The sequence below is a fragment of the Serratia sp. CY31944 genome (genome assembly GCF_052169175.1).
GTDB classification, from domain to species: Bacteria; Pseudomonadota; Gammaproteobacteria; order Enterobacterales; family Enterobacteriaceae; genus Serratia; species Serratia sarumanii.
The window spans coordinates 323,054-340,901 of the sequence record NZ_JBJNLG010000001.1 but is presented as its reverse complement, the minus strand read 5'-3'; the positions used below and the strand labels follow the sequence as shown (position 1 = coordinate 340,901).

At 60.9% G+C, this 17,848-nt stretch carries 21 protein-coding genes; 15 read left to right on the top strand and 6 right to left on the bottom strand.

Annotated features, from left to right (window positions below):
- Positions 1-27 precede the first annotated feature (27 nt).
- The 4 genes from flhB (at position 28) to ACJ8IN_RS01635 (ending at position 4,798) form a co-directional block, all read left to right on the top strand.
- Positions 28-1,179: a flagellar biosynthesis protein FlhB gene (gene flhB, locus ACJ8IN_RS01650; protein ID WP_015378261.1), complete on the top strand. Its 1,152-nt coding sequence runs from the start codon at positions 28-30 to the stop codon at positions 1,177-1,179.
- Complete coding sequence (flhA, locus tag ACJ8IN_RS01645) at positions 1,172-3,250, top strand: flagellar biosynthesis protein FlhA (protein WP_033635001.1); 2,079 nt, start codon at positions 1,172-1,174, stop codon at positions 3,248-3,250. The genes flhB and flhA overlap by 8 nt, the downstream gene beginning before the upstream one ends.
- Positions 3,250-3,654 (top strand): flagellar protein FlhE, encoded by a 405-nt coding sequence (locus ACJ8IN_RS01640; protein WP_308325832.1) that lies wholly within the window; start codon positions 3,250-3,252, stop codon positions 3,652-3,654. The genes flhA and ACJ8IN_RS01640 overlap by 1 nt, the downstream gene beginning before the upstream one ends.
- A 328-nt stretch (positions 3,655-3,982) precedes the next feature.
- The gene (locus ACJ8IN_RS01635) at positions 3,983-4,798 is read left to right on the top strand and encodes a 5'-nucleotidase, lipoprotein e(P4) family (protein ID WP_060423688.1); all 816 of its coding nucleotides are present in this window, start codon (positions 3,983-3,985) and stop codon (positions 4,796-4,798) included.
- 244 nt (positions 4,799-5,042) lie between these two features.
- Here the strand turns inward: ACJ8IN_RS01635 and ACJ8IN_RS01630 are convergent, their stop codons facing one another.
- The 5 genes from ACJ8IN_RS01630 to flgA all read right to left on the bottom strand — a co-directional run bounded on the left by ACJ8IN_RS01630 (position 5,043) and on the right by flgA (position 7,513).
- Complete coding sequence (locus tag ACJ8IN_RS01630; protein ID WP_033653634.1) at positions 5,043-5,345, bottom strand: helix-turn-helix domain-containing protein; 303 nt, start codon at positions 5,343-5,345, stop codon at positions 5,043-5,045.
- Entirely contained in the window at positions 5,342-5,713 is a 372-nt protein-coding gene (locus ACJ8IN_RS01625; protein ID WP_033647787.1) for a type II toxin-antitoxin system RelE/ParE family toxin, read from the bottom strand. Before ACJ8IN_RS01625 ends, ACJ8IN_RS01630 begins: the two co-directional genes overlap by 4 nt.
- A 230-nt stretch (positions 5,714-5,943) precedes the next feature.
- Positions 5,944-6,378 (bottom strand): flagella synthesis protein FlgN, encoded by a 435-nt coding sequence (locus ACJ8IN_RS01620; RefSeq protein WP_033634998.1) that lies wholly within the window; start codon positions 6,376-6,378, stop codon positions 5,944-5,946.
- A gap of 40 nt (positions 6,379-6,418) precedes the next feature.
- Positions 6,419-6,730 (bottom strand): flagellar biosynthesis anti-sigma factor FlgM, encoded by a 312-nt coding sequence (gene flgM, locus ACJ8IN_RS01615; RefSeq protein WP_033653635.1) that lies wholly within the window; start codon positions 6,728-6,730, stop codon positions 6,419-6,421.
- A gap of 129 nt (positions 6,731-6,859) precedes the next feature.
- Complete coding sequence (flgA, locus tag ACJ8IN_RS01610; protein WP_033634996.1) at positions 6,860-7,513, bottom strand: flagellar basal body P-ring formation chaperone FlgA; 654 nt, start codon at positions 7,511-7,513, stop codon at positions 6,860-6,862.
- A gap of 160 nt (positions 7,514-7,673) precedes the next feature.
- Here flgA and flgB point away from each other — a divergent pair, with 160 nt between their 5' ends.
- The 9 genes from flgB to flgJ all read left to right on the top strand — a co-directional run bounded on the left by flgB (position 7,674) and on the right by flgJ (position 14,874).
- On the top strand, positions 7,674-8,087 hold the full coding sequence (gene flgB / locus ACJ8IN_RS01605; RefSeq protein ID WP_033634995.1) for a flagellar basal body rod protein FlgB: 414 nt from the start codon (positions 7,674-7,676) through the stop codon (positions 8,085-8,087).
- A 5-nt stretch (positions 8,088-8,092) separates the two neighbouring features.
- Positions 8,093-8,497: a flagellar basal body rod protein FlgC gene (flgC, locus tag ACJ8IN_RS01600; protein ID WP_004934826.1), complete on the top strand. Its 405-nt coding sequence runs from the start codon at positions 8,093-8,095 to the stop codon at positions 8,495-8,497.
- 12 nt (positions 8,498-8,509) lie between these two features.
- Positions 8,510-9,187, top strand: a complete 678-nt coding sequence (gene flgD, locus ACJ8IN_RS01595; protein ID WP_033634994.1) for a flagellar hook assembly protein FlgD — start codon at positions 8,510-8,512, stop codon at positions 9,185-9,187.
- Between the two features lie 54 nt (positions 9,188-9,241).
- Positions 9,242-10,465, top strand: a complete 1,224-nt coding sequence (flgE, locus tag ACJ8IN_RS01590) for a flagellar hook protein FlgE (protein WP_033634993.1) — start codon at positions 9,242-9,244, stop codon at positions 10,463-10,465.
- A gap of 12 nt (positions 10,466-10,477) precedes the next feature.
- Entirely contained in the window at positions 10,478-11,233 is a 756-nt protein-coding gene (locus ACJ8IN_RS01585; protein WP_033647783.1) for a flagellar basal body rod protein FlgF, read from the top strand.
- A gap of 18 nt (positions 11,234-11,251) precedes the next feature.
- Positions 11,252-12,034: a flagellar basal-body rod protein FlgG gene (flgG, locus tag ACJ8IN_RS01580; RefSeq protein WP_004934819.1), complete on the top strand. Its 783-nt coding sequence runs from the start codon at positions 11,252-11,254 to the stop codon at positions 12,032-12,034.
- 83 nt (positions 12,035-12,117) lie between these two features.
- A complete protein-coding gene (gene flgH, locus ACJ8IN_RS01575; protein ID WP_004934817.1) occupies positions 12,118-12,819 on the top strand; it encodes a flagellar basal body L-ring protein FlgH in 702 nt (233 codons plus the stop codon).
- 10 nt (positions 12,820-12,829) lie between these two features.
- Complete coding sequence (locus ACJ8IN_RS01570) at positions 12,830-13,930, top strand: flagellar basal body P-ring protein FlgI (RefSeq protein ID WP_004934816.1); 1,101 nt, start codon at positions 12,830-12,832, stop codon at positions 13,928-13,930.
- Complete coding sequence (gene flgJ / locus ACJ8IN_RS01565; RefSeq protein ID WP_033634991.1) at positions 13,930-14,874, top strand: flagellar assembly peptidoglycan hydrolase FlgJ; 945 nt, start codon at positions 13,930-13,932, stop codon at positions 14,872-14,874. The genes ACJ8IN_RS01570 and flgJ overlap by 1 nt, the downstream gene beginning before the upstream one ends.
- Here the strand turns inward: flgJ and ACJ8IN_RS01560 are convergent.
- Positions 14,871-15,089 (bottom strand): hypothetical protein, encoded by a 219-nt coding sequence (locus tag ACJ8IN_RS01560; protein ID WP_308325831.1) that lies wholly within the window; start codon positions 15,087-15,089, stop codon positions 14,871-14,873. The genes flgJ and ACJ8IN_RS01560 overlap by 4 nt on opposite strands.
- On the opposite strand from ACJ8IN_RS01560, the gene flgK reads away from it, so the two are divergent.
- Positions 15,082-16,731, top strand: coding sequence for a flagellar hook-associated protein FlgK (flgK, locus tag ACJ8IN_RS01555; protein ID WP_033634988.1), 1,650 nt, complete (start codon positions 15,082-15,084; stop codon positions 16,729-16,731). The genes ACJ8IN_RS01560 and flgK overlap by 8 nt on opposite strands.
- 59 nt (positions 16,732-16,790) lie before the next feature.
- Positions 16,791-17,750 carry a flagellar hook-associated protein FlgL gene (flgL, locus tag ACJ8IN_RS01550; protein WP_041035613.1) on the top strand — a complete coding sequence of 320 codons (960 nt, stop codon included), beginning with the start codon at positions 16,791-16,793 and terminating at the stop codon, positions 17,748-17,750.
- The last annotated feature ends 98 nt before the right edge of the window (positions 17,751-17,848 follow it).

The following is a 17,848-nucleotide window of genomic DNA, read 5'->3' as shown; positions in this document are numbered from 1 at the left end:
ACCCTCCCGACACAGGAACGGCGTTTCGTGGCTGAAGACAGCGATCTGGAAAAAAGCGAGGCCCCCACGCCCCACAGGCTGGAGAAGGCGCGTGAAGACGGCCAGATCCCGCGTTCCCGCGAACTGACCTCGGTACTGATGCTGCTCTCGGGCCTGGCGATCATCCTGATGTCCGGCAGCAACATGGCGCAACAGCTGGCGGCGATGCTCACGCAGGGCTTGAACTTCGACCACGGCATGGTCAGCAACGATAAACAGATGCTGCGCCAGCTGGGTATGTTGCTGCGCCAGGCGGTGCTGGCGCTGTTGCCAATCATGGCGGGGCTGGTGCTGGTGGCGCTCGCCGCGCCGATGCTGTTGGGGGGCATCCTGTTCAGCGGCAAGTCGATCAAATTCGACTTGAAACGGCTGAACCCGTTGTCCGGGTTGAAGCGTATTTTTTCCAGCCAGGTGCTGGCCGAGCTGCTGAAAGGGATCCTGAAAGCGACGCTGGTCGGCTGGGTGACCGGCCTCTATCTGTGGCACAACTGGGCGGCGATGTTGCATCTGATGACCCAGCAGCCGCTCGACGCGTTGGGCAATGCGCTGCAGATGATTCTGTTCTGCGGTTTTCTGGTGGTGCTGGGATTGACGCCGATGGTGGCGTTCGACGTGTTCTACCAGCTGTGGAGCCACTTCAAAAAGCTGAAGATGACCAAGCAGGATATTCGCGACGAATTCAAGGATCAGGAGGGGGATCCGCACGTCAAGGGGCGCATTCGTCAGCAGCAGCGGGCGATCGCCCGGCGCCGCATGATGGCCGATGTGCCCAAGGCGGACGTGATCGTCACCAACCCGACGCACTACGCCGTCGCGTTGCAGTACAACGATAAAAAAATGAGTGCGCCGAAAGTGCTGGCCAAGGGCGCCGGTGAAATCGCCTTGCGCATCCGCGAGCTCGGCGCGGAACACCGCATCCCGATGCTGGAAGCGCCGCCGCTGGCGCGTGCGCTGTATCGACACAGCGAGATTGGGCAACATATTCCGGCCACCCTGTATGCCGCGGTCGCCGAAGTGCTGGCCTGGGTGTACCAGCTACGCCGCTGGCGGCGCGAGGGCGGCCTGATCCCGAAAAAACCTGAACGTTTACCGGTGCCGGAAGCACTGGATTTTGCAAAAGAGAGTGACTCTGATGGCTAATTTGGCCTCCCTGCTTCGTTTGCCGGGCAATTTTAAAGATACGCAGTGGCAGGTGTTGGCCGGCCCGGTGTTGATCCTGCTGATCCTGTCGATGATGGTGCTGCCGTTGCCGGCGTTTATCCTCGACCTGCTGTTTACCTTCAACATCGCGCTGTCGATCATGGTGCTGCTGGTGGCGATGTTCACCCAGCGCACGCTCGAATTCGCCGCCTTCCCGACCATTCTGCTGTTCTCAACGTTGCTGCGTTTGTCGCTCAACGTCGCGTCGACGCGCATCATCTTGCTGGAAGGGCACACCGGTTCCGCCGCCGCCGGCCGCGTGGTGGAGGCCTTCGGCCATTTCCTGGTGGGCGGCAACTTCGCCATCGGTATCGTGGTGTTCATCATCCTGGTGTTGATCAACTTCATGGTGATCACCAAGGGGGCGGGGCGTATCGCCGAAGTGGGCGCGCGCTTCGTGCTGGACGGCATGCCGGGTAAGCAGATGGCGATCGACGCAGACCTGAACGCCGGGTTGATCGGCGAGGACGAAGCGAAGAAACGCCGCGCCGAAGTCACCCAGGAGGCCGATTTCTACGGCTCGATGGACGGCGCCAGTAAATTCGTGCGCGGCGACGCCATCGCCGGCCTGATGATCATGGTGCTGAACGTGGTCGGCGGCCTGTTGGTCGGCGTGGTGCAACACGGTATGGAGCTGGGGGCGGCGGCGGAAAGTTATACGCTGCTGACCATCGGCGACGGCCTGGTGGCGCAGATCCCGGCGCTGGTGATCTCCACCGCCGCCGGCGTTATCGTCACCCGCGTCGCGACCGATCAGGACGTCGGCGAGCAGATGGTGGGCCAGCTGTTCAACAATCCGCGCGTGATGCTGTTGAGCGCCGGGGTGCTCGGGCTGTTGGGCCTGGTGCCGGGCATGCCGAACCTGGTGTTCCTGCTGTTTACCGCCGCTTTGCTGGGCCTGGCCTGGTGGCTGCGCGGCCGTGAACAACAGGCGCCGAGAGCGGTTGAAGAGCCAGTGATGCCGGACAACCCGCAGGCCGCCGAGGCCAGCTGGGCCGACGTGCAGTTGGAAGATCCGCTGGGGATGGAGGTGGGCTATCGGTTGATTCCGATGGTCGATTTTCAACAGAACGGCGAGCTGCTGGGCCGTATTCGCGGTATCCGCAAGAAATTCGCGCAGGACATGGGCTATCTGCCGCCGGTGGTACACATTCGCGACAACCTGGAACTGCCGCCAGCCAGCTACCGCATCCTGATGAAAGGCGTCGAAATCGGCAGCGGTGAAGCGCAGCCGGGCCGCTGGCTGGCGATCAACCCCGGCAATGCCGTGGGCGAGCTGGCGGGAGACAAAACCGTCGATCCGGCCTTTGGGCTCGAGGCGGTGTGGATCGACAGTGCCTTGCGCGAGCAGGCGCAGATCCAGGGCTTTACCGTGGTGGAAGCCAGCACCGTGGTGGCGACACACCTCAACCACCTGATCGGCCAGTTCGCCAGCGAGCTGTTTGGCCGCCAGGAAACCCAACAGTTGCTGGATCGCGTGTCGCAGGAAATGCCGAAGCTGACCGAAGACTTCGTGCCGGGCGTGGTATCACTGACCACGCTGCACAAGGTGCTGCAAAACCTGCTGGCCGAGCGCGTCTCCATCCGCGATATGCGCACCATTGTCGAAACGTTGGCGGAGCACGCTCCGGCGCAGAGCGATCCTTATGAACTGACCACCGTGGTGCGAGTGGCGCTGGGCCGGGCGATCACGCAGCAGTGGTTCCCGGGCAACGGCGAGATTCAGGTCATCGGTCTGGATACCCAACTGGAGCGTCTGTTGTTGCAGGCGTTGCAGGGCGGCGGCGGTCTGGAGCCGGGGCTGGCCGATCGCCTGCTGGAGCAGGCGCGCCAGGCGCTGCAGCGGCAAGAGATGCTCAGCGCGCCGCCGGTGCTGTTGGTTAACCATGCGCTGCGGCCTTTACTGGCGCGCTTCCTGCGTCGCAGCCTGCCGCAGCTCGTGGTGCTGTCCAACCTCGAGATCAACGACGATCGCCAGATTCGCATGACCTCGACCATCGGAGCCGCTTGATGAAACGCTGTCTGTTCGTGCTGTGTTTGCTGGCCCCGTTGACTGCCGGCGCGGTGTCCGGCTCTTGGGTGGCCGAAGGGGCGGGCGTGACGTTGGAACAGGGCGGCATGCGCGATGAGTCCGCCGCTTTGCGGCCGCCGAACGCGCTGCCGGACGCCAATGCGCGCATCACCCGCGTCAGCTGGCGCTACCGTTTGCTGGGGCCGGAGCCGGCCGGGCTGCAGGCCCAGCTCTGCACGGTAAACCGCTGCATTCCGCTCGGCGGCGGCAGCGGCAGCAGCAACGGTCTGCAGGGCGAACCGGCCAATGCGGAATTGCGCTTTGTCTATTACGTGCAGTCACAAGGCGGGCTGAACCCGCCGCTGCGGGTGATTGGCAATCAGGTGATCGTCAATTACGAATAGATCGCCGCCCGGTTCGGTGGGGTAGTTTGGCGCCGGCCGGCGTTATGCTTAAGCGATAAAATGAGCCTGGAAATTCAAGACTCACGGCCGCCTTTGTCGCGCGGCACAATCTGGAGCCTGTTTGTGTGACAACAGTCATAATCCTATTTTTATACGTTGTTTCTCTCTTTGTTTTATTGTAATTTTCGCTTAATCTTCAAATTTATGAAGATTAAACGTGCGTGAAGGGCGTTAATTTACCCGTCCCTCAGTTAATTATGCGCAATGTATTAACTATATAAATAATCCTCGCCGTACTCTCATAAAATTAAACTTATATGGAGTATCTATGAAAATTTTAAAATCATACATGCCATTATTACTTTTATGCGTGGCTTTCACCGCTTCGTCAAATAATCACTGCGATCCTTCCCGGACTGAACTGCCCGCAAGTTGCCTCACGGAACAATTCACCATGTCGGTATTGTGGTATCAGAATGCGGCAGAGGCACGGGCGGCTTTTTATCAAGGGTATCAGTTGGGCAAGCTCCGACTTGAGCAGGAATTAAAGAATAAATCGGAGAAGCCGCGTGCCGTCGTGCTGGATCTTGATGAGACCGTGCTGGATGACAGCCCGCACCAGGCCTGGTTGATAAAGAACCAGTCGTTTTTGCTTGACGGTTGGGATGAATGGGTCGACATGGCAGCGGCGGAAGCCGTGCCCGGCGCTATCGATTTCCTGAGGTTTGCCGATGAAAACGGCGTTACCATTTTCTACCTGAGTGACAGAAAGCAGTCGCAGATTGACGTGACGCTAAAAAATTTACGCCGTATTAATTTGCCTCAGGCGAAAAAAGAAAATCTGTTGTTAAAAACACCGGAGATGCAGGGTAAACAGAGTCGTCGCGACGCGTTGGAAAGCCAGTATGACGTCGTGCTGTATTTTGGCGACAATCTGGCTGACTTTATTGATTCAAAAGGTAAAAGCCAGGCTGAAAGGAATAAAATGATGGAGGATGTGCAGCAAGAATTTGGCCAGCGTTTTATTATCTTCCCGAATCCGATGTATGGCGATTGGTATGGCGGTATTATCGATGGGCAGTTTAAAGCGAAAAACAATGAGCTTTATAAGCTGCGAGCGTCTAAATTGACGCCGTTTAAGTAACAAAAACAGGTAAGGTAAATGTAAGCTACGGGCATTTATGGTATGAATATAAATACCCTGAAGCGTTTTATTCAATAGGCCGATTCGCTGGCTCTCGATATGAAGCAATTAATAGAATCGATAATATACATCGGATAGTTCCTTGTTGTATCGAGGGCTGTTGAATGTGTTCTGATTTCAACATCGATTGTCTGTCCGACGGCTGCCGACCTCATCCGATGAGCGAAGTGGCGGGAGGGGCGCCTCAGGCCAGGATCGCCAGGCCGTTGCGTTCCACCAGCGTCAACAGCTTCATCGCGGCGGAGTTCGGTTGCGCTTCGCCGCGCTCCCATTTCTGCACCGCCTTTTTGCTGACGTTGAGATACAGTGCAAACACCGGCTGACTGACGTTTTCGCGTTCGCGCAATGCGCGGATCTCGGCCGGCCCGAACTGTTTTACCGGCCGCAGGCACAGCATGTCGAAGGTGCGCATGGTCACGTCGTCGACGAAACCGGCGCGGTGCAGGCCCTGAACTTCCTGGTGGATCGATTTCAGCATCTTGCTCATAGTTGTAACCTTATTAATTCCCCGCAGTTGACCAGCTGATACAGTCTGAATGGTGAATAATCCAGATACAGCGCCGCCAAATGCCGCCAGGAAATTAACTCATCCTGATTGATGTTGTCTCTTTCGTTTTTGGCAAAGCCATACATGAAAAAGATCCTGCCTTCATCTGCCGTTGCGATTAAGACCCGATACCCGCGCCGTTTTCCACTCCCCATCCGGGCGATGCGTTTTTTGTAAACGCAACCACCGAGATTGGCGTCGTACAACTGATTTTGCATCTCTCGCGCCGCTTTCACTATCGTGGCGTCACTGATGCGTTCGTCGCCGGCAAATGTCTGGAAGGCTTTTGTGAGATAAATGTCGGTCATTCACTCTCCGTGTGAAAATATACCCTTGATGGGTACAGATCAAGATGTTTAACGACCGAGCTAAGATGACGAAATAGGGAGTGATGGGGAACAGGAAAATATCCGTTCTGCGCAGCCTGGCGCATAGCGTTAAGGGAATTCAGAAAGCGGTAAGAAGAAAATGCGAGAGGCTGCGCATAACCGGGGAAACCCGCGCCCGGCGGTGCGTTCACCGGGCGAAATGAGTCAGGTCAGACGCCGATTTTTCTGCCGAGCAGGCTGCCGGCGTGCGACTGGCCGTCCGGGCCATACAGCGATTTATTGTTCTTGCTCAGGATCGCCAGCGCCTGAGCGTTATGGTCGATCTGCTGATTGAGCAGCAGGCCATTGTGCTGATTCTTTTCGCGCAGCGTTTGGCTCAGCAGTTGAACGCGTTGCCAGCGATCGGCCAGGGGCGCATGGCTGGCGTAGGGCGCGCGTTGCCCGCAGGCTTTTTCCTGCCCCAGGCGCTGTTGCTCGAGGTAGGCGACCGTCGCCAGCAGCTGGCTTTTGGCATCGGTGACGCGCTGCAGCGCCACGCCGGGCAACTGGCCGGAACACAGCAAGTCGTGCTCTTCTTCCAGCACGCCATTGAGCGCCTGCAGCGTTTCCAACAGTTTATCCAGCAGTTGTGCCAGGTTTTCCATAGTGATGACTTATCCTTTACCGCTACTCGCCGCCGCGCCGTCAGTCGCGCCCGGCGATCCATTGAATGTCGCTCTGCGCGTCTTGCAGCAGCGCGTCGGCGATTTTGCCGGCGTCCATCTTCAGTTCGCCGCTGCGGATCGCCTGCTTGATGGCCTCGACCCGGCCCATATCGATATCCTGGGTGCCCGGCTGCATCAGGCGCGCCTGCGCCTCGCTCAGCTTGACCTGCGTGCCGCTGACGGCCGTTTCGGCCACGGCGGCCTTACGCGGTTGGAGCGGGTTGTCGGCCGGGGTTTCACGCGGTTGCACAGTGGAAACCGGCTGTAACCGCTGGGTGCGATCGATACTCATGGTCCATCTCCGTTTACGCCGTGACCGCTCTCGGGCGACGACGCTGCAATGAAAGTGTTGCGGCCCTGCTGGCCGATAAAATGCTGCTTGATTTGTCTTATCGGCAAGGTTTGCGGAACCTTTACTTTTTTATAACGTAATGCGGATCGCGCCGTCGTCCCCGACCACGCCGCTGACGATCTGCCCGGACGCCATGCGCACCCGCACGCTGTCTTCGGCGGCGGCGTTGTTCATCGCCTTACCCGAACCGCTGATGTTGAATCCTTCGCCCTGCGCGTTGACCTGTACCGATTGCCCGGCCTTGATAATCCAGGCCCGGCGCAGCATGGCGAGGGTCAGCGGTTGGCCGGGGCTGATGTTGCGCAGGCTGACGGCGCCCAACGCTTTGCCCGCTTCGGTCAGCGCGCGCGGCGGCAGGGTATCGAGCCGGCCTTCTTTCAACGTCAGATCCGCCGCGGTCAACCGGCTGCCGGCGCTGATGCCGCGCGCCGAAACCAGATAGCGGCCGAACACCTGCACCTGCGTTTGGATAAAACGCCGCTCCTGGCCACAGCGCGCCGAAATGCTGACGTTGCCGCCGATCCGCGCGTTGGGCGGCAGCGACAGCTGCGGCAGTTCGCAGGCGGGCCATTGGGCCGGCGGCGTGCGCACCCGCACTTTCACCTGCACCGGTTCGCCGCTGAACTTGCCTTGGATGAAGCTTTCGATTTGCGTCGCCAGATCGTCGGCGCGCGCGTTCAGACTGCACAGCAGGCCGATAAGCAGCAGCATTTTACCTTTCATCGTCATCTTCTCAAGCCTCATCGGGATACGCGTAAGTGTACCCGCAGCGCGCGCAGGCTAAGCAGATAAATAGCGCCCCATTTTGCGTTTATTCCCGCGATAGGGTGGCGCAGCGGGCGTTTATGCTGTCGACTCCAAATTCTAACCTCGCGGAGGGAGCATGCTCGACAAACTGGACGCGGCTCTGCGCTTTGGCCAAGAGGCGCTGAACTTGCGCGCCCAGCGGCAGGAAATTCTGGCCGCCAACATCGCCAACGCAGACACACCGGGTTATCAGGCGCGGGATATCGATTTCGCCAGCCAATTGAACAAAGTGCTGGAACAAGGGCGCGTCAACGGCAACGGCATGTCGCTGAACCTGACGGCGGCGCGCCACATCCCGGCGCAGACCCTGCAGCCGCCGCAGCTCGATCTGTTGTACCGGGTGCCGGACCAGCCATCGATGGACGGCAACACGGTGGACATGGATCGCGAACGCACCAACTTTGCCGATAACAGCCTGAAATATCAGACCGACCTGACGCTGCTCAACGGGCAGATCAAAGGGATGATGTCCGTGCTGCAACAAGGATAAGGCGCATGTCTTTACTGAACATTTTTGATATCTCCGGCTCGGCGCTATCGGCGCAATCCCAGCGCATGAACGTCAGCGCCAGCAACATGGCCAACGCCGACAGTGTGACCGGCCCGGACGGCGAGCCTTACCGCGCCAAGCAGGTGGTGTTCCAGGTCGCGGCGGCGCCCGGGCAGCCGACCGGCGGCGTGCGCGTCGCCCAGGTGGTGGACGATCCGGCGCCCGAACGTCTGGTGTATCAGCCGGGCAACCCGCTGGCGGACGCCAAGGGCTACGTGCGCATGCCGAACGTCGACGTGGTGGGGGAAATGGTCAATACCATCTCTGCTTCCCGCAGCTACCAGGCCAACGTCGAGGTGCTCAACACCACCAAGTCGATGATGATGAAAACCCTGACGCTGGGTCAGTAACCGGAGGTTCCCATGGCTATCGCCGCAACCACCAACGAGTCGTTGGACAACACCGTCATCGGTAACAACAGCAAAAATACCAACAGCCAGGATCTGCACAACAGCTTCCTGACGCTGCTGGTGGCGCAGTTGAAAAACCAGGATCCGACCAATCCGATGCAGAACAACGAACTGACTTCGCAGCTGGCGCAGATCAACACCGTTCAGGGCATCGAAAAGCTCAACACCACGCTGGGGTCGATCTCCGGCCAGATCAACAGCAATCAGTCGCTGCAGGCGACTGCGCTGATCGGTCACGGCGTAATGGTGCCGGGCAACAATATTCTGGTCGGCAGCAAGGACGGCAAGGTCAGCACCACGCCGTTCGGCGTGGAACTGGAGCGCGCCGCCGATCAGGTGACCGCCACCATCACCAACGCCAGCGGGCAGGTGGTGCGCACCATCGAAATCGGCGGCCTGACCGCCGGCGTACACGCCTTCACCTGGGACGGTTCGCTGGATGACGGCACCACCGCGCCTGACGGCGCCTACAAAGTGGCGGTTAACGCCAAAGGCAACGGCGAGCAGCTGGTGGCGCGCAGCCTGCACTTCGGGCTGGTCAACGGCGTGATCCGCGACGGCAACGGCGCCAAATTGGATCTCGGCCTGGCGGGCAACGCCACCCTGGAAGACGTGCGACAGATCTTATAACCCTAAGCATCAGGCTCAATCGGACGATAGCCTGACCACTATTCGGAGAATAACATGGCCTTTTCTCAGGCAGTCAGCGGCTTGAACGCGGCAGCAACCAATCTGGACGTGATCGGTAACAACATCGCCAACTCCGCGACCGCGGGCTTCAAATCCGGCAGCGTCTCCTTCGCCGACATGTTCGCCGGTTCGCAGGTCGGGCTGGGCGTCAAGGTGTCCGGCATCACCCAGAACTTCAAGGGCGGCACCACCACCGGCACCAGCCGTGCGCTGGATATCGCCATCAACGGCAACGGCTTCTTCCGCATGCAGGATAAAGACGGCGGTATCTTCTATACCCGCAACGGCCAGTTCAAGCTGGACGAGAACCGTAACCTGACCAACATGCAGGGCCTGCAGCTGACCGGTTATCCGGCGGCCGGTTCCCCGCCGACCATCCAGCAGGGCGCCAACCCGGTGCCGCTGAGCATTCCTGAAGGCATGATGAACGCCAAGGCGTCCACTTCCGGCGAGATGGTGACCAACCTGAAGTCCACCCATAAGGTGCCGGAGAACAAGACCTTCGATCCGACCAAACAGGACAGCTACAACTACGTCAACACCATCACCGCTTACGACTCGCTGGGCAACGCGCACAACATCAACGCCTACTTCGTCAAGACCGACGACAACAAGTGGCAGGTCTATACCCAGGATGGCAGCGCCGCGCCAGTGAACGCCGGCACCATGGAGTTCAGCACCAGCGGCAACCTGGTGAAAACCACCAGCACCAACGGCGCGCCGGGCGAGTTCAGCATGGTGATCCCGATGACTGCCAAAGACGGCGCACCGGCGCAAAACTTCACCCTGAGCTTCGCCGGCAGCATGCAGCAGAACGTGGGCAGCGACTCGGTGAGCAAAGTGGCGCAGGACGGCTATGCCGCCGGTGAATACACCAACTTCCAGATCAACAACGACGGCACCGTCGTGGGCATCTACTCCAACCAGCAGACCCAGGTGCTGGGCCAGATCGTCATGGCCAACTTCTCCAACCCGGAAGGGCTGGCGTCGCAGGGCGATAACGTTTGGCAGGAAACCGGCGCGTCCGGTCAGCCGCGCGTCGGTCTGTCGGGCGGTGGCGGCTTCGGTAAGCTGACCAGCGGCGCGCTGGAATCTTCCAACGTCGATCTGAGCCAGGAACTGGTGAACATGATCGTCGCGCAGCGTAACTACCAGTCCAACGCCCAGACCATCAAGACGCAGGACTCCATCCTGCAGACGCTGGTTAGCCTGCGCTAATAGGGCCGAGTTATGGATCACGCGATTTATACCGCGATGGGCGCGGCGCGCCAAACGCTGGAGCAGCAGTCCATCACCGCCAACAACCTGGCCAACGCGTCGACGCCGGGCTTTCGCGCCCAGCTCGCCGCATTGCGCGCGGTGCCGGTCGACGGGCCGAGCCTGGCGACGCGCACCTTGGTGACCGCGTCGACGCCGGGCGCCGACATGAGCCAGGGGGCGCTGAACTACACCGCGCGTCCGCTGGATGTGGCGCTGCAGCAGGACGGTTTCCTGGCGGTGAGCCTGCCGGGCGGCGGTGAAGCCTATACCCGCAACGGCAACATTCAGATCTCCTCCACCGGGCAGTTGACGGTGCAGGGGCTGCCGGTGATGGGCGACGGCGGCCCGATCGAGGTGCCGCCGTCGGCGGAGATCACCATCGCGGCCGACGGCACCATTTCGGCGCTGAACGCCGGCGATCCGCCGAACACCATCGCGCAGATCGGCCGCCTGAAGCTGGTGAAGGCCGATGCGCGCGAAGTGATGCGCGGTGACGACGGGCTGTTCCGCCTGACGCCGGAAACCCAACAGCAGCGCGGCAATCAGTTGCAAAACGATCCGCAGGTGCGGGTGATGCCGGGCGTGCTGGAGGGCAGCAACGTCAAGCCGATGGAGACCATGGTCGACATGATCGCCAACGCCCGCCGTTTTGAAATGCAAATGAAGGTCATCCACAGCGTGGATGAAAACGAACAGCGTGCCAACTCACTGCTCTCATTGAGTTAAGCAGCAAGGAAATAACCGATGATTCCATCCTTATGGATTGCCAAAACCGGTCTGGACGCGCAGCAGACCAACATGGACGTGATCGCCAACAACCTGGCGAACGTCAGCACCAACGGCTTCAAACGCCAGCGTGCGGTATTTGAAGATCTGCTGTACCAGACCATGCGTCAGCCGGGGGCGCAGTCCTCCGAGCAGACCACGCTGCCTTCCGGCCTGCAGATCGGCACCGGCGTCCGTCCGGTGGCGACCGAGCGTTTGCACAGCCAGGGCAACCTGTCGCAGACCAACAACAGTAAAGACGTCGCCATCAAGGGGCAGGGTTTCTTCCAGGTGATGCTGCCGGACGGCACCCAGGCCTATACCCGCGACGGGTCGTTCCAGATCGATCAGAACGGCCAACTGGTGACCTCCAGCGGTTTCCAGGTGCAGCCGGCGATCACCATTCCGGCTAACGCGCTGTCCATCACCGTCGGCCGCGACGGCATCGTCAGCGTCACCCAGCAGGGGCAAACCGCCGCCCAGCAGGTGGGCCAACTGACGCTGACCACGTTCGTCAACGACAGTGGTCTGGAGAGCGTGGGCGAGAACCTGTACCAGGAAACCGAAAGCTCGGGTGCGCCGAACGAGAGCACCCCGGGGCTGAACGGCGCCGGTTTGCTGTATCAGGGTTACGTGGAAACCTCCAACGTCAACGTGGCGGAAGAGCTGGTCAACATGATCCAGACTCAGCGCGCGTACGAGATCAACAGCAAAGCGGTATCGACCTCCGATCAGATGCTGCAAAAGCTGACGCAACTGTAATCTGTCATTGACGGGTCCGGCTTGCCGCGCCCGTCATTCTCTTTCGTGAAACAAAGGCGATACCCGTGGTAACCACATATTCGATGGCAATCCTGCCGCGGCAGGGACAACGCTGGCTGGCGGGCATGGTGATGCTGACGCTGAGCGGCTGCGCCTATATCCCGCACAAACCGCTGGTGGACGGCGCGACCACGGCGCAACCGGCGCCGGCCAGCGCGCCGATGCCGAACGGCTCGATCTTCCAGACGGTGCAGCCGATGAACTACGGCTACCAGCCGCTGTTCGAAGACCGCCGTCCGCGCAACGTCGGCGACACCCTGACCATCGTGCTGCAGGAAAACGTCAGCGCCAGCAAAAGCTCCTCCGCCAACGCCAGCCGCAACGGCGCCAGCAAGTTCGGCGTCGCCACCTCGCCGCGTTACCTTGACGGCCTGCTGGGCAATGCGCGCGCCGATATGGACATTTCCGGCGACAGCACCTTCGGCGGCAAGGGCGGCGCCAATGCCAACAACACCTTCAACGGCACCATTACGGTGACGGTCAACCAGGTGCTGGCCAACGGCAACCTGCACGTGGTGGGGGAAAAGCAGATCGCCATCAACCAGGGCACCGAATTCATCCGTTTCTCCGGCGTCGTCAACCCGCGCACCATCAGCGGCAACAACTCGGTGACCTCGACGCAGGTGGCAGACGCGCGTATCGAATACGTCGGCAATGGCTATATCAACGAAGCGCAGACCATGGGCTGGCTGCAGCGCTTCTTCTTAAATGTTTCACCGTTCTAAGGATTGACTGATGCTGAAAAAATGGTTTATCGCGCTGTGCGTCGGGCTGGTGTGCTTGCCGGCGGCGGCGGAGCGCATCCGCGATCTGGTGACGGTGCAGGGCGTGCGAGACAACGCCCTGATCGGCTACGGCCTGGTGGTGGGGCTGGACGGCTCCGGCGACCAGACCATGCAGACGCCGTTCACCACCCAAAGCCTGAGCAACATGCTGTCGCAGCTGGGCATCACCGTGCCGCCGGGCACCAACATGCAGCTGAAAAACGTGGCGGCGGTGATGGTGACCGCCAAACTGCCGCCGTTCTCGCGCGCCGGGCAGAACATCGACGTGGTGGTTTCTTCGATGGGCAACGCCAAGAGCCTGCGTGGCGGCACCCTGCTGATGACGCCGCTCAAAGGCGTGGATAACCAGGTTTATGCGCTGGCGCAGGGCAACGTGCTGGTCGGCGGCGCGGGCGCGGCGGCCGGCGGCAGCAGCGTGCAGGTCAACCAGCTGGCGGGCGGGCGCATCAGCAACGGCGCCACCATCGAGCGTGAGCTGCCGACCACCTTCGGCAGCGGCGGCGTTCTCAACCTGCAGCTGAACGACGAAGATTTCACGCTGGCGCAGCAGATCAGCGACGCCATCAACCGCCAACGCGGCGGCGGCACCGCGACGCCGCTCGACGCCCGCACGATCCAGGTGCTGGTGCCGCAGGGCAACAGCTCTCAGGTGCGCTTCCTGGCGGAGATTCAAAACATTACCGTCAACGTCGGCGCGATGGACGCCAAAGTGATCATCAACTCGCGCACCGGTTCGGTGGTGATGAACCGCGATGTGATCCTCGACTCTTGCGCCGTCGCCCAGGGCAACCTGTCGGTGGTGGTCGATCGGCAGAACACCGTCAGCCAGCCGACGACGCCGTTCGGCGGCGGCCAGACGGTGGTGACGCCAAACACCCAGATCTCGGTGCAACAACAGGGCGGATCGCTGCAGAAGGTGAACGCCAGCGCCAACCTGAACAACGTGATCCGCGCGCTGAACGCGCTGGGTGCCACGCCGATCGATCTGATGTCGATCCTGCAGGCGATGCAGAGCGCCGGCTGCCTGCGCGCCAAGCTGGAAATCATCTGATGGCCGGCGATCTGATGGCGATGTCGGGCGCGGCCTATGACGCCCAGGCGCTGAACGGCCTCAAGCGCGACGCGGCGGCCGACCCGCAGGGCAACCTCAAGCAGGTGGCCCAGCAGGTGGAAGGCATGTTCGTGCAGATGATGCTGAAAAGCATGCGTTCCGCCTTGCCGCAGGACGGGGTATTGAGCAGCGATCAAACGCGGCTCTATACCTCGATGTACGACCAGCAAATCGCCCAGCAGATGTCGCAAAAAGGGCTGGGGCTGGCGGACATGATGGTCAAGCAGATGAGCAACGCCAACGCGGTGCCGAGCGAAACGGCGGGCCTGTCGCCGATGGCGCTGGACAACGAGGTGCTGCAAACGCTGCCGAACCAGGCGCTGGAGCAGATGGTGCGCCGCGCGATGCCGAAAGCCCCGCCGGCCGCTGCGCCGCTGTCGCTCAACAACGGCAACTTCGTCGCTCGTCTGTCGATTCCGGCGAAGGTGGCCAGCCAGCAGAGCGGCATTCCGCATCAGCTGATCGTCGCGCAGGCGGCGCTGGAGTCCGGCTGGGGGCAGCGCGAGATCCCGACCTCAGACGGCACGCCGAGCTACAACCTGTTCGGCATCAAGGCCGGCGGCAGCTGGAACGGGCCGGTGACGGAGATCACCACCACCGAGTTCGAACAGGGCGCGGCGAAGAAGGTGAAGGCGAAGTTCCGCGTTTACGGTTCGTATGTCGAAGCGATCGCTGATTACGTCAAACTGCTGACCAACAACCCGCGCTACGCCGACGTGGCCGCCGCGCGCAGCCCGGAGCAGGCGGCGCATGCGTTGCAGCGCGCCGGATACGCCACCGACCCGCAGTACGCCAGCAAACTGGTCAGCGTGATCCAGCAGATGAAGAGCGCGGGGGAACAGGCGGTCAAAGCCTATACCCACGATTTGAAAGAGTTGTTCTAAATCCCCGTCATGCTTGTCGCCTTGCTGCGGTGCCAATTATTGAGGGGATAGGCGGTAATGAAGGCTGGCTGGAGGCTGACCGCATTGCCGCTTTTTTTCCTCAAGTTCTTCTCATTTTTGCCGATAACCGAGACAGGCTGAGCGAACAGGCTCAGCAGCTCAATTTGAACCCTGTGGGCCACCGGCGCCGCAGCATAAGGAATTCCGATGTCCAATAGCTTAATCAATACCGCGATGAGCGGGCTGAATGCGGCTCAGGTGGCGCTCAGTACCGTCAGCAACAACATCTCCAACTACAACGTGGCGGGCTATAACCGCCAGACCGCGATCCTGGCGCAGAACGGCGGCATGGCCACCATGAGCGGCTTTATCGGCAACGGCGTCACCGTCACCAGCGTCAACCGCGAGTACAACCAGTTCATCACCAACCAGCTGCGCGGCGCACAGAGTTCGTTCGGGGCGCAAAACGCCTATTACGAGAAGATTTCGCAGATCGACAACCTGTTGGCGAGCAAAACCAACCCGCTGTCGACCAACATGCAGGATTTCTTCACCAACCTGCAGAACCTGGTGAGCAACGCCGGTGACGACGCCGCGCGCCAGACGGTGCTGGGCAAGGCCAACGGCCTGGTGAACCAGTTCAACAACACCGACAAATTCCTGCGCGACATGGACAGCGGCGTCAATCAGCAGATCAGCGATACGGCGCAGCAGATCAACAGCTACAGCCAACAGATCGCCAAACTGAACGACGAGATCACCCGCTTGCGCGGCAGCGCCGGCGGCGAGCCGAATGCGTTGCTGGATCAGCGCGATCAGCTGGTTACCGAGCTGAATCAGCTGGTGGGCGTACAGGTCACGCAGCAGGACGGCGACGCCTATACCGTCTCCTTCGCCAACGGTTTGACCCTGGTACAGGGCAGCAACACCTATCAGGTGGAAGCCGTGCCTTCCAGCAGCGATCCTTCCCGTCTGACCATCGGTTATAACCGCGGCAACGGCGCCAGCGAAGTGCCGGAAGGCCAGATCACCAGCGGCACGCTGAGCGGCGTGCTGAAATTCCGCAGCGAGACGCTGGACGGCGTGCGCAATCAGCTGGGCCAGTTGGCGTTGGCGATGGCGGACAGCTTCAACCAGCAGCATCGCGCCGGTTTCGACCTGAACGGCGACGCGGGCGGCGACTTCTTCAGCTTCAGCGGCGGCCGGGTGGTGGATAACACCCGCAACACCGGCGATGCGTCGCTGTCGGTCGCTTACACCGACACCGGCAAGGTGAAGGCCAACGATTATCGCGTCGAGTTCGACGGCAGCAACTGGCAGGTCAGCCGCCTGCCGGACAACGTGAAAGTCAACGCCACGCCGGGCACCAGCGCCGACGGCAAACCGACGCTGAACTTCGACGGGCTGGAAGTGAGCATCGACGGCAATGCGCAGGCCAAAGACAGCTTCACCGTGAAGCCGGTCAGCGACGTGGCGGGCAATCTGAAAGTGGCCATCACCGACTCGTCCAAGATCGCCGCCGCCGGTAAAGACGACAGCGGCCGCGGCGATAACGAAAACGCCAAGAAGCTGCTGGATCTGCAGACCAAAAACCTGGTGGACGGTAAGGCGACCCTGAGCGGCGCTTACGCCGGCATCGTCAGCGGCGTCGGCAACCAGACCGCTGCCGCCAAGGCCATCGCCACGTCGCAGGCCAAGATCGTGACGCAGCTGGGCGCGCAACAGCAGTCGATGTCCGGCGTCAACCTCGACGAAGAGTACGGTGAGCTGCTGCGTTTCCAGCAGTACTACATGGCCAACGCGCAGGTGATCCAGACCGCCAGCTCGCTGTTCGATGCGCTGCTGAATATTCGTTGATTTTATTGTTAACCGGCGCCGATAACGGCGCCGGCCGCTCAGAGTAAGGAACCCACAGCATGCGCATGAGCACCAGCATGATGTACCAACAGAACATGAACGGCATCACGGGCAACCAGTCGCTGTTCATGAAGGCCGCCGAGCAGCTTTCCTCGGGCAAGCGGGTGATCAACCCGTCCGACGATCCGCTGGCGGCGTCGCGCGCGGTGATGTTGTCGCAGTCGCAGGCGGAAAACAGCCAATACACGCTGGCGCGCACTTTCGCTCGCCAAAGCGTGTCGATGGAAGAAACGGTCTTGGCCGGCGCAACGTCCACCATCGCGGACATGAAGGCGCTGATCGTCAGCGCCGGCGGCACCGAAAGCGATAACGACCGTCAGTCGCTGGCCACCCAGCTGCAGGGGCTGAAAGATCAGCTGCTGAACCAGGCCAACAGCACCGACGGCAACGGCCGCTATATGTTCGGCGGATACGTGAACGACAAGGCGCCGTTCGTCGATAACGGCGGCACCGTCAGCTATCAGGGCGGCGACAAGACGGTTCAGCAGAAAGTGGACGCCAACCGCACCATGACCATCGGCCATACCGGCAACGCGGTGTTCATGTCATTGACCAGCAATCCCAAGCCTGAGCCGGACGGCAGCGCGCCGGTCAGCAATGTGTTCGAGAGTATCGATATCGCGCTGAACGCGCTGAAAACCCCGCTGCAGGGCGCCGATGAGGCCACCAGGCAGCAGGTGAACGATGCGCTGGCGAAAGCCAACCGCGGCCTGGACAACTCTTACAACAACGTGCTGAGCGTGCGCGCCGAGCTGGGCAGCCAGCTGCAGGAAATGGATCAGCTGGACAGCATCGGCAAAGAGCGCGACATGACCAACCAGGTCCAGATGAGCGCGTTGACGGATGCCGATCTGGCCGAGTCTATTTCGTCTTACTTTATGCAGCAGGCGGCGCTGCAGGCGTCGTATAAAACCTTCAGCGATATGCAGGGCATGTCGCTGTTCCAGATGAATCGTTAAGAGCAATACCCCGTTGCCTGACCGCGACGGGTTTCCCTTTAGTGCGCTTAGAAAATACCCTCTCCGCCCCGCGGGGAGGGAGGCTTCTTGAAACCGGG

Excerpts from the sequence above, each read along its gene's own strand:
- ACJ8IN_RS01625 (WP_033647787.1), bottom strand. The coding sequence starts at position 5,713 with ATGACCGACATTTATCTCACAAAAGCCTTCCAGACATTTGCCGGCGAC.
- ACJ8IN_RS01570 (WP_004934816.1), top strand. The coding sequence starts at position 12,830 with ATGCTGAAAAAATGGTTTATCGCGCTGTGCGTCGGGCTGGTGTGCTTG.
- ACJ8IN_RS01640 (WP_308325832.1), top strand. The coding sequence starts at position 3,250 with ATGAAACGCTGTCTGTTCGTGCTGTGTTTGCTGGCCCCGTTGACTGCC.
- flgE (WP_033634993.1), top strand. The coding sequence starts at position 9,242 with ATGGCCTTTTCTCAGGCAGTCAGCGGCTTGAACGCGGCAGCAACCAAT.
- ACJ8IN_RS01635 (WP_060423688.1), top strand. The coding sequence starts at position 3,983 with ATGAAAATTTTAAAATCATACATGCCATTATTACTTTTATGCGTGGCT.
- flgJ (WP_033634991.1), top strand. The coding sequence starts at position 13,930 with ATGGCCGGCGATCTGATGGCGATGTCGGGCGCGGCCTATGACGCCCAG.
- flgA (WP_033634996.1), bottom strand. The coding sequence starts at position 7,513 with ATGAAAGGTAAAATGCTGCTGCTTATCGGCCTGCTGTGCAGTCTGAAC.
- flgD (WP_033634994.1), top strand. The coding sequence starts at position 8,510 with ATGGCTATCGCCGCAACCACCAACGAGTCGTTGGACAACACCGTCATC.
- flgB (WP_033634995.1), top strand. The coding sequence starts at position 7,674 with ATGCTCGACAAACTGGACGCGGCTCTGCGCTTTGGCCAAGAGGCGCTG.
- flgL (WP_041035613.1), top strand. The coding sequence starts at position 16,791 with ATGCGCATGAGCACCAGCATGATGTACCAACAGAACATGAACGGCATC.
- flgK (WP_033634988.1), top strand. The coding sequence starts at position 15,082 with ATGTCCAATAGCTTAATCAATACCGCGATGAGCGGGCTGAATGCGGCT.
- flhA (WP_033635001.1), top strand. The coding sequence starts at position 1,172 with ATGGCTAATTTGGCCTCCCTGCTTCGTTTGCCGGGCAATTTTAAAGAT.
- flgM (WP_033653635.1), bottom strand. The coding sequence starts at position 6,730 with ATGAGTATCGATCGCACCCAGCGGTTACAGCCGGTTTCCACTGTGCAA.
- flgH (WP_004934817.1), top strand. The coding sequence starts at position 12,118 with ATGGCAATCCTGCCGCGGCAGGGACAACGCTGGCTGGCGGGCATGGTG.
- ACJ8IN_RS01585 (WP_033647783.1), top strand. The coding sequence starts at position 10,478 with ATGGATCACGCGATTTATACCGCGATGGGCGCGGCGCGCCAAACGCTG.
- ACJ8IN_RS01620 (WP_033634998.1), bottom strand. The coding sequence starts at position 6,378 with ATGGAAAACCTGGCACAACTGCTGGATAAACTGTTGGAAACGCTGCAG.
- flgC (WP_004934826.1), top strand. The coding sequence starts at position 8,093 with ATGTCTTTACTGAACATTTTTGATATCTCCGGCTCGGCGCTATCGGCG.
- ACJ8IN_RS01630 (WP_033653634.1), bottom strand. The coding sequence starts at position 5,345 with ATGAGCAAGATGCTGAAATCGATCCACCAGGAAGTTCAGGGCCTGCAC.
- flgG (WP_004934819.1), top strand. The coding sequence starts at position 11,252 with ATGATTCCATCCTTATGGATTGCCAAAACCGGTCTGGACGCGCAGCAG.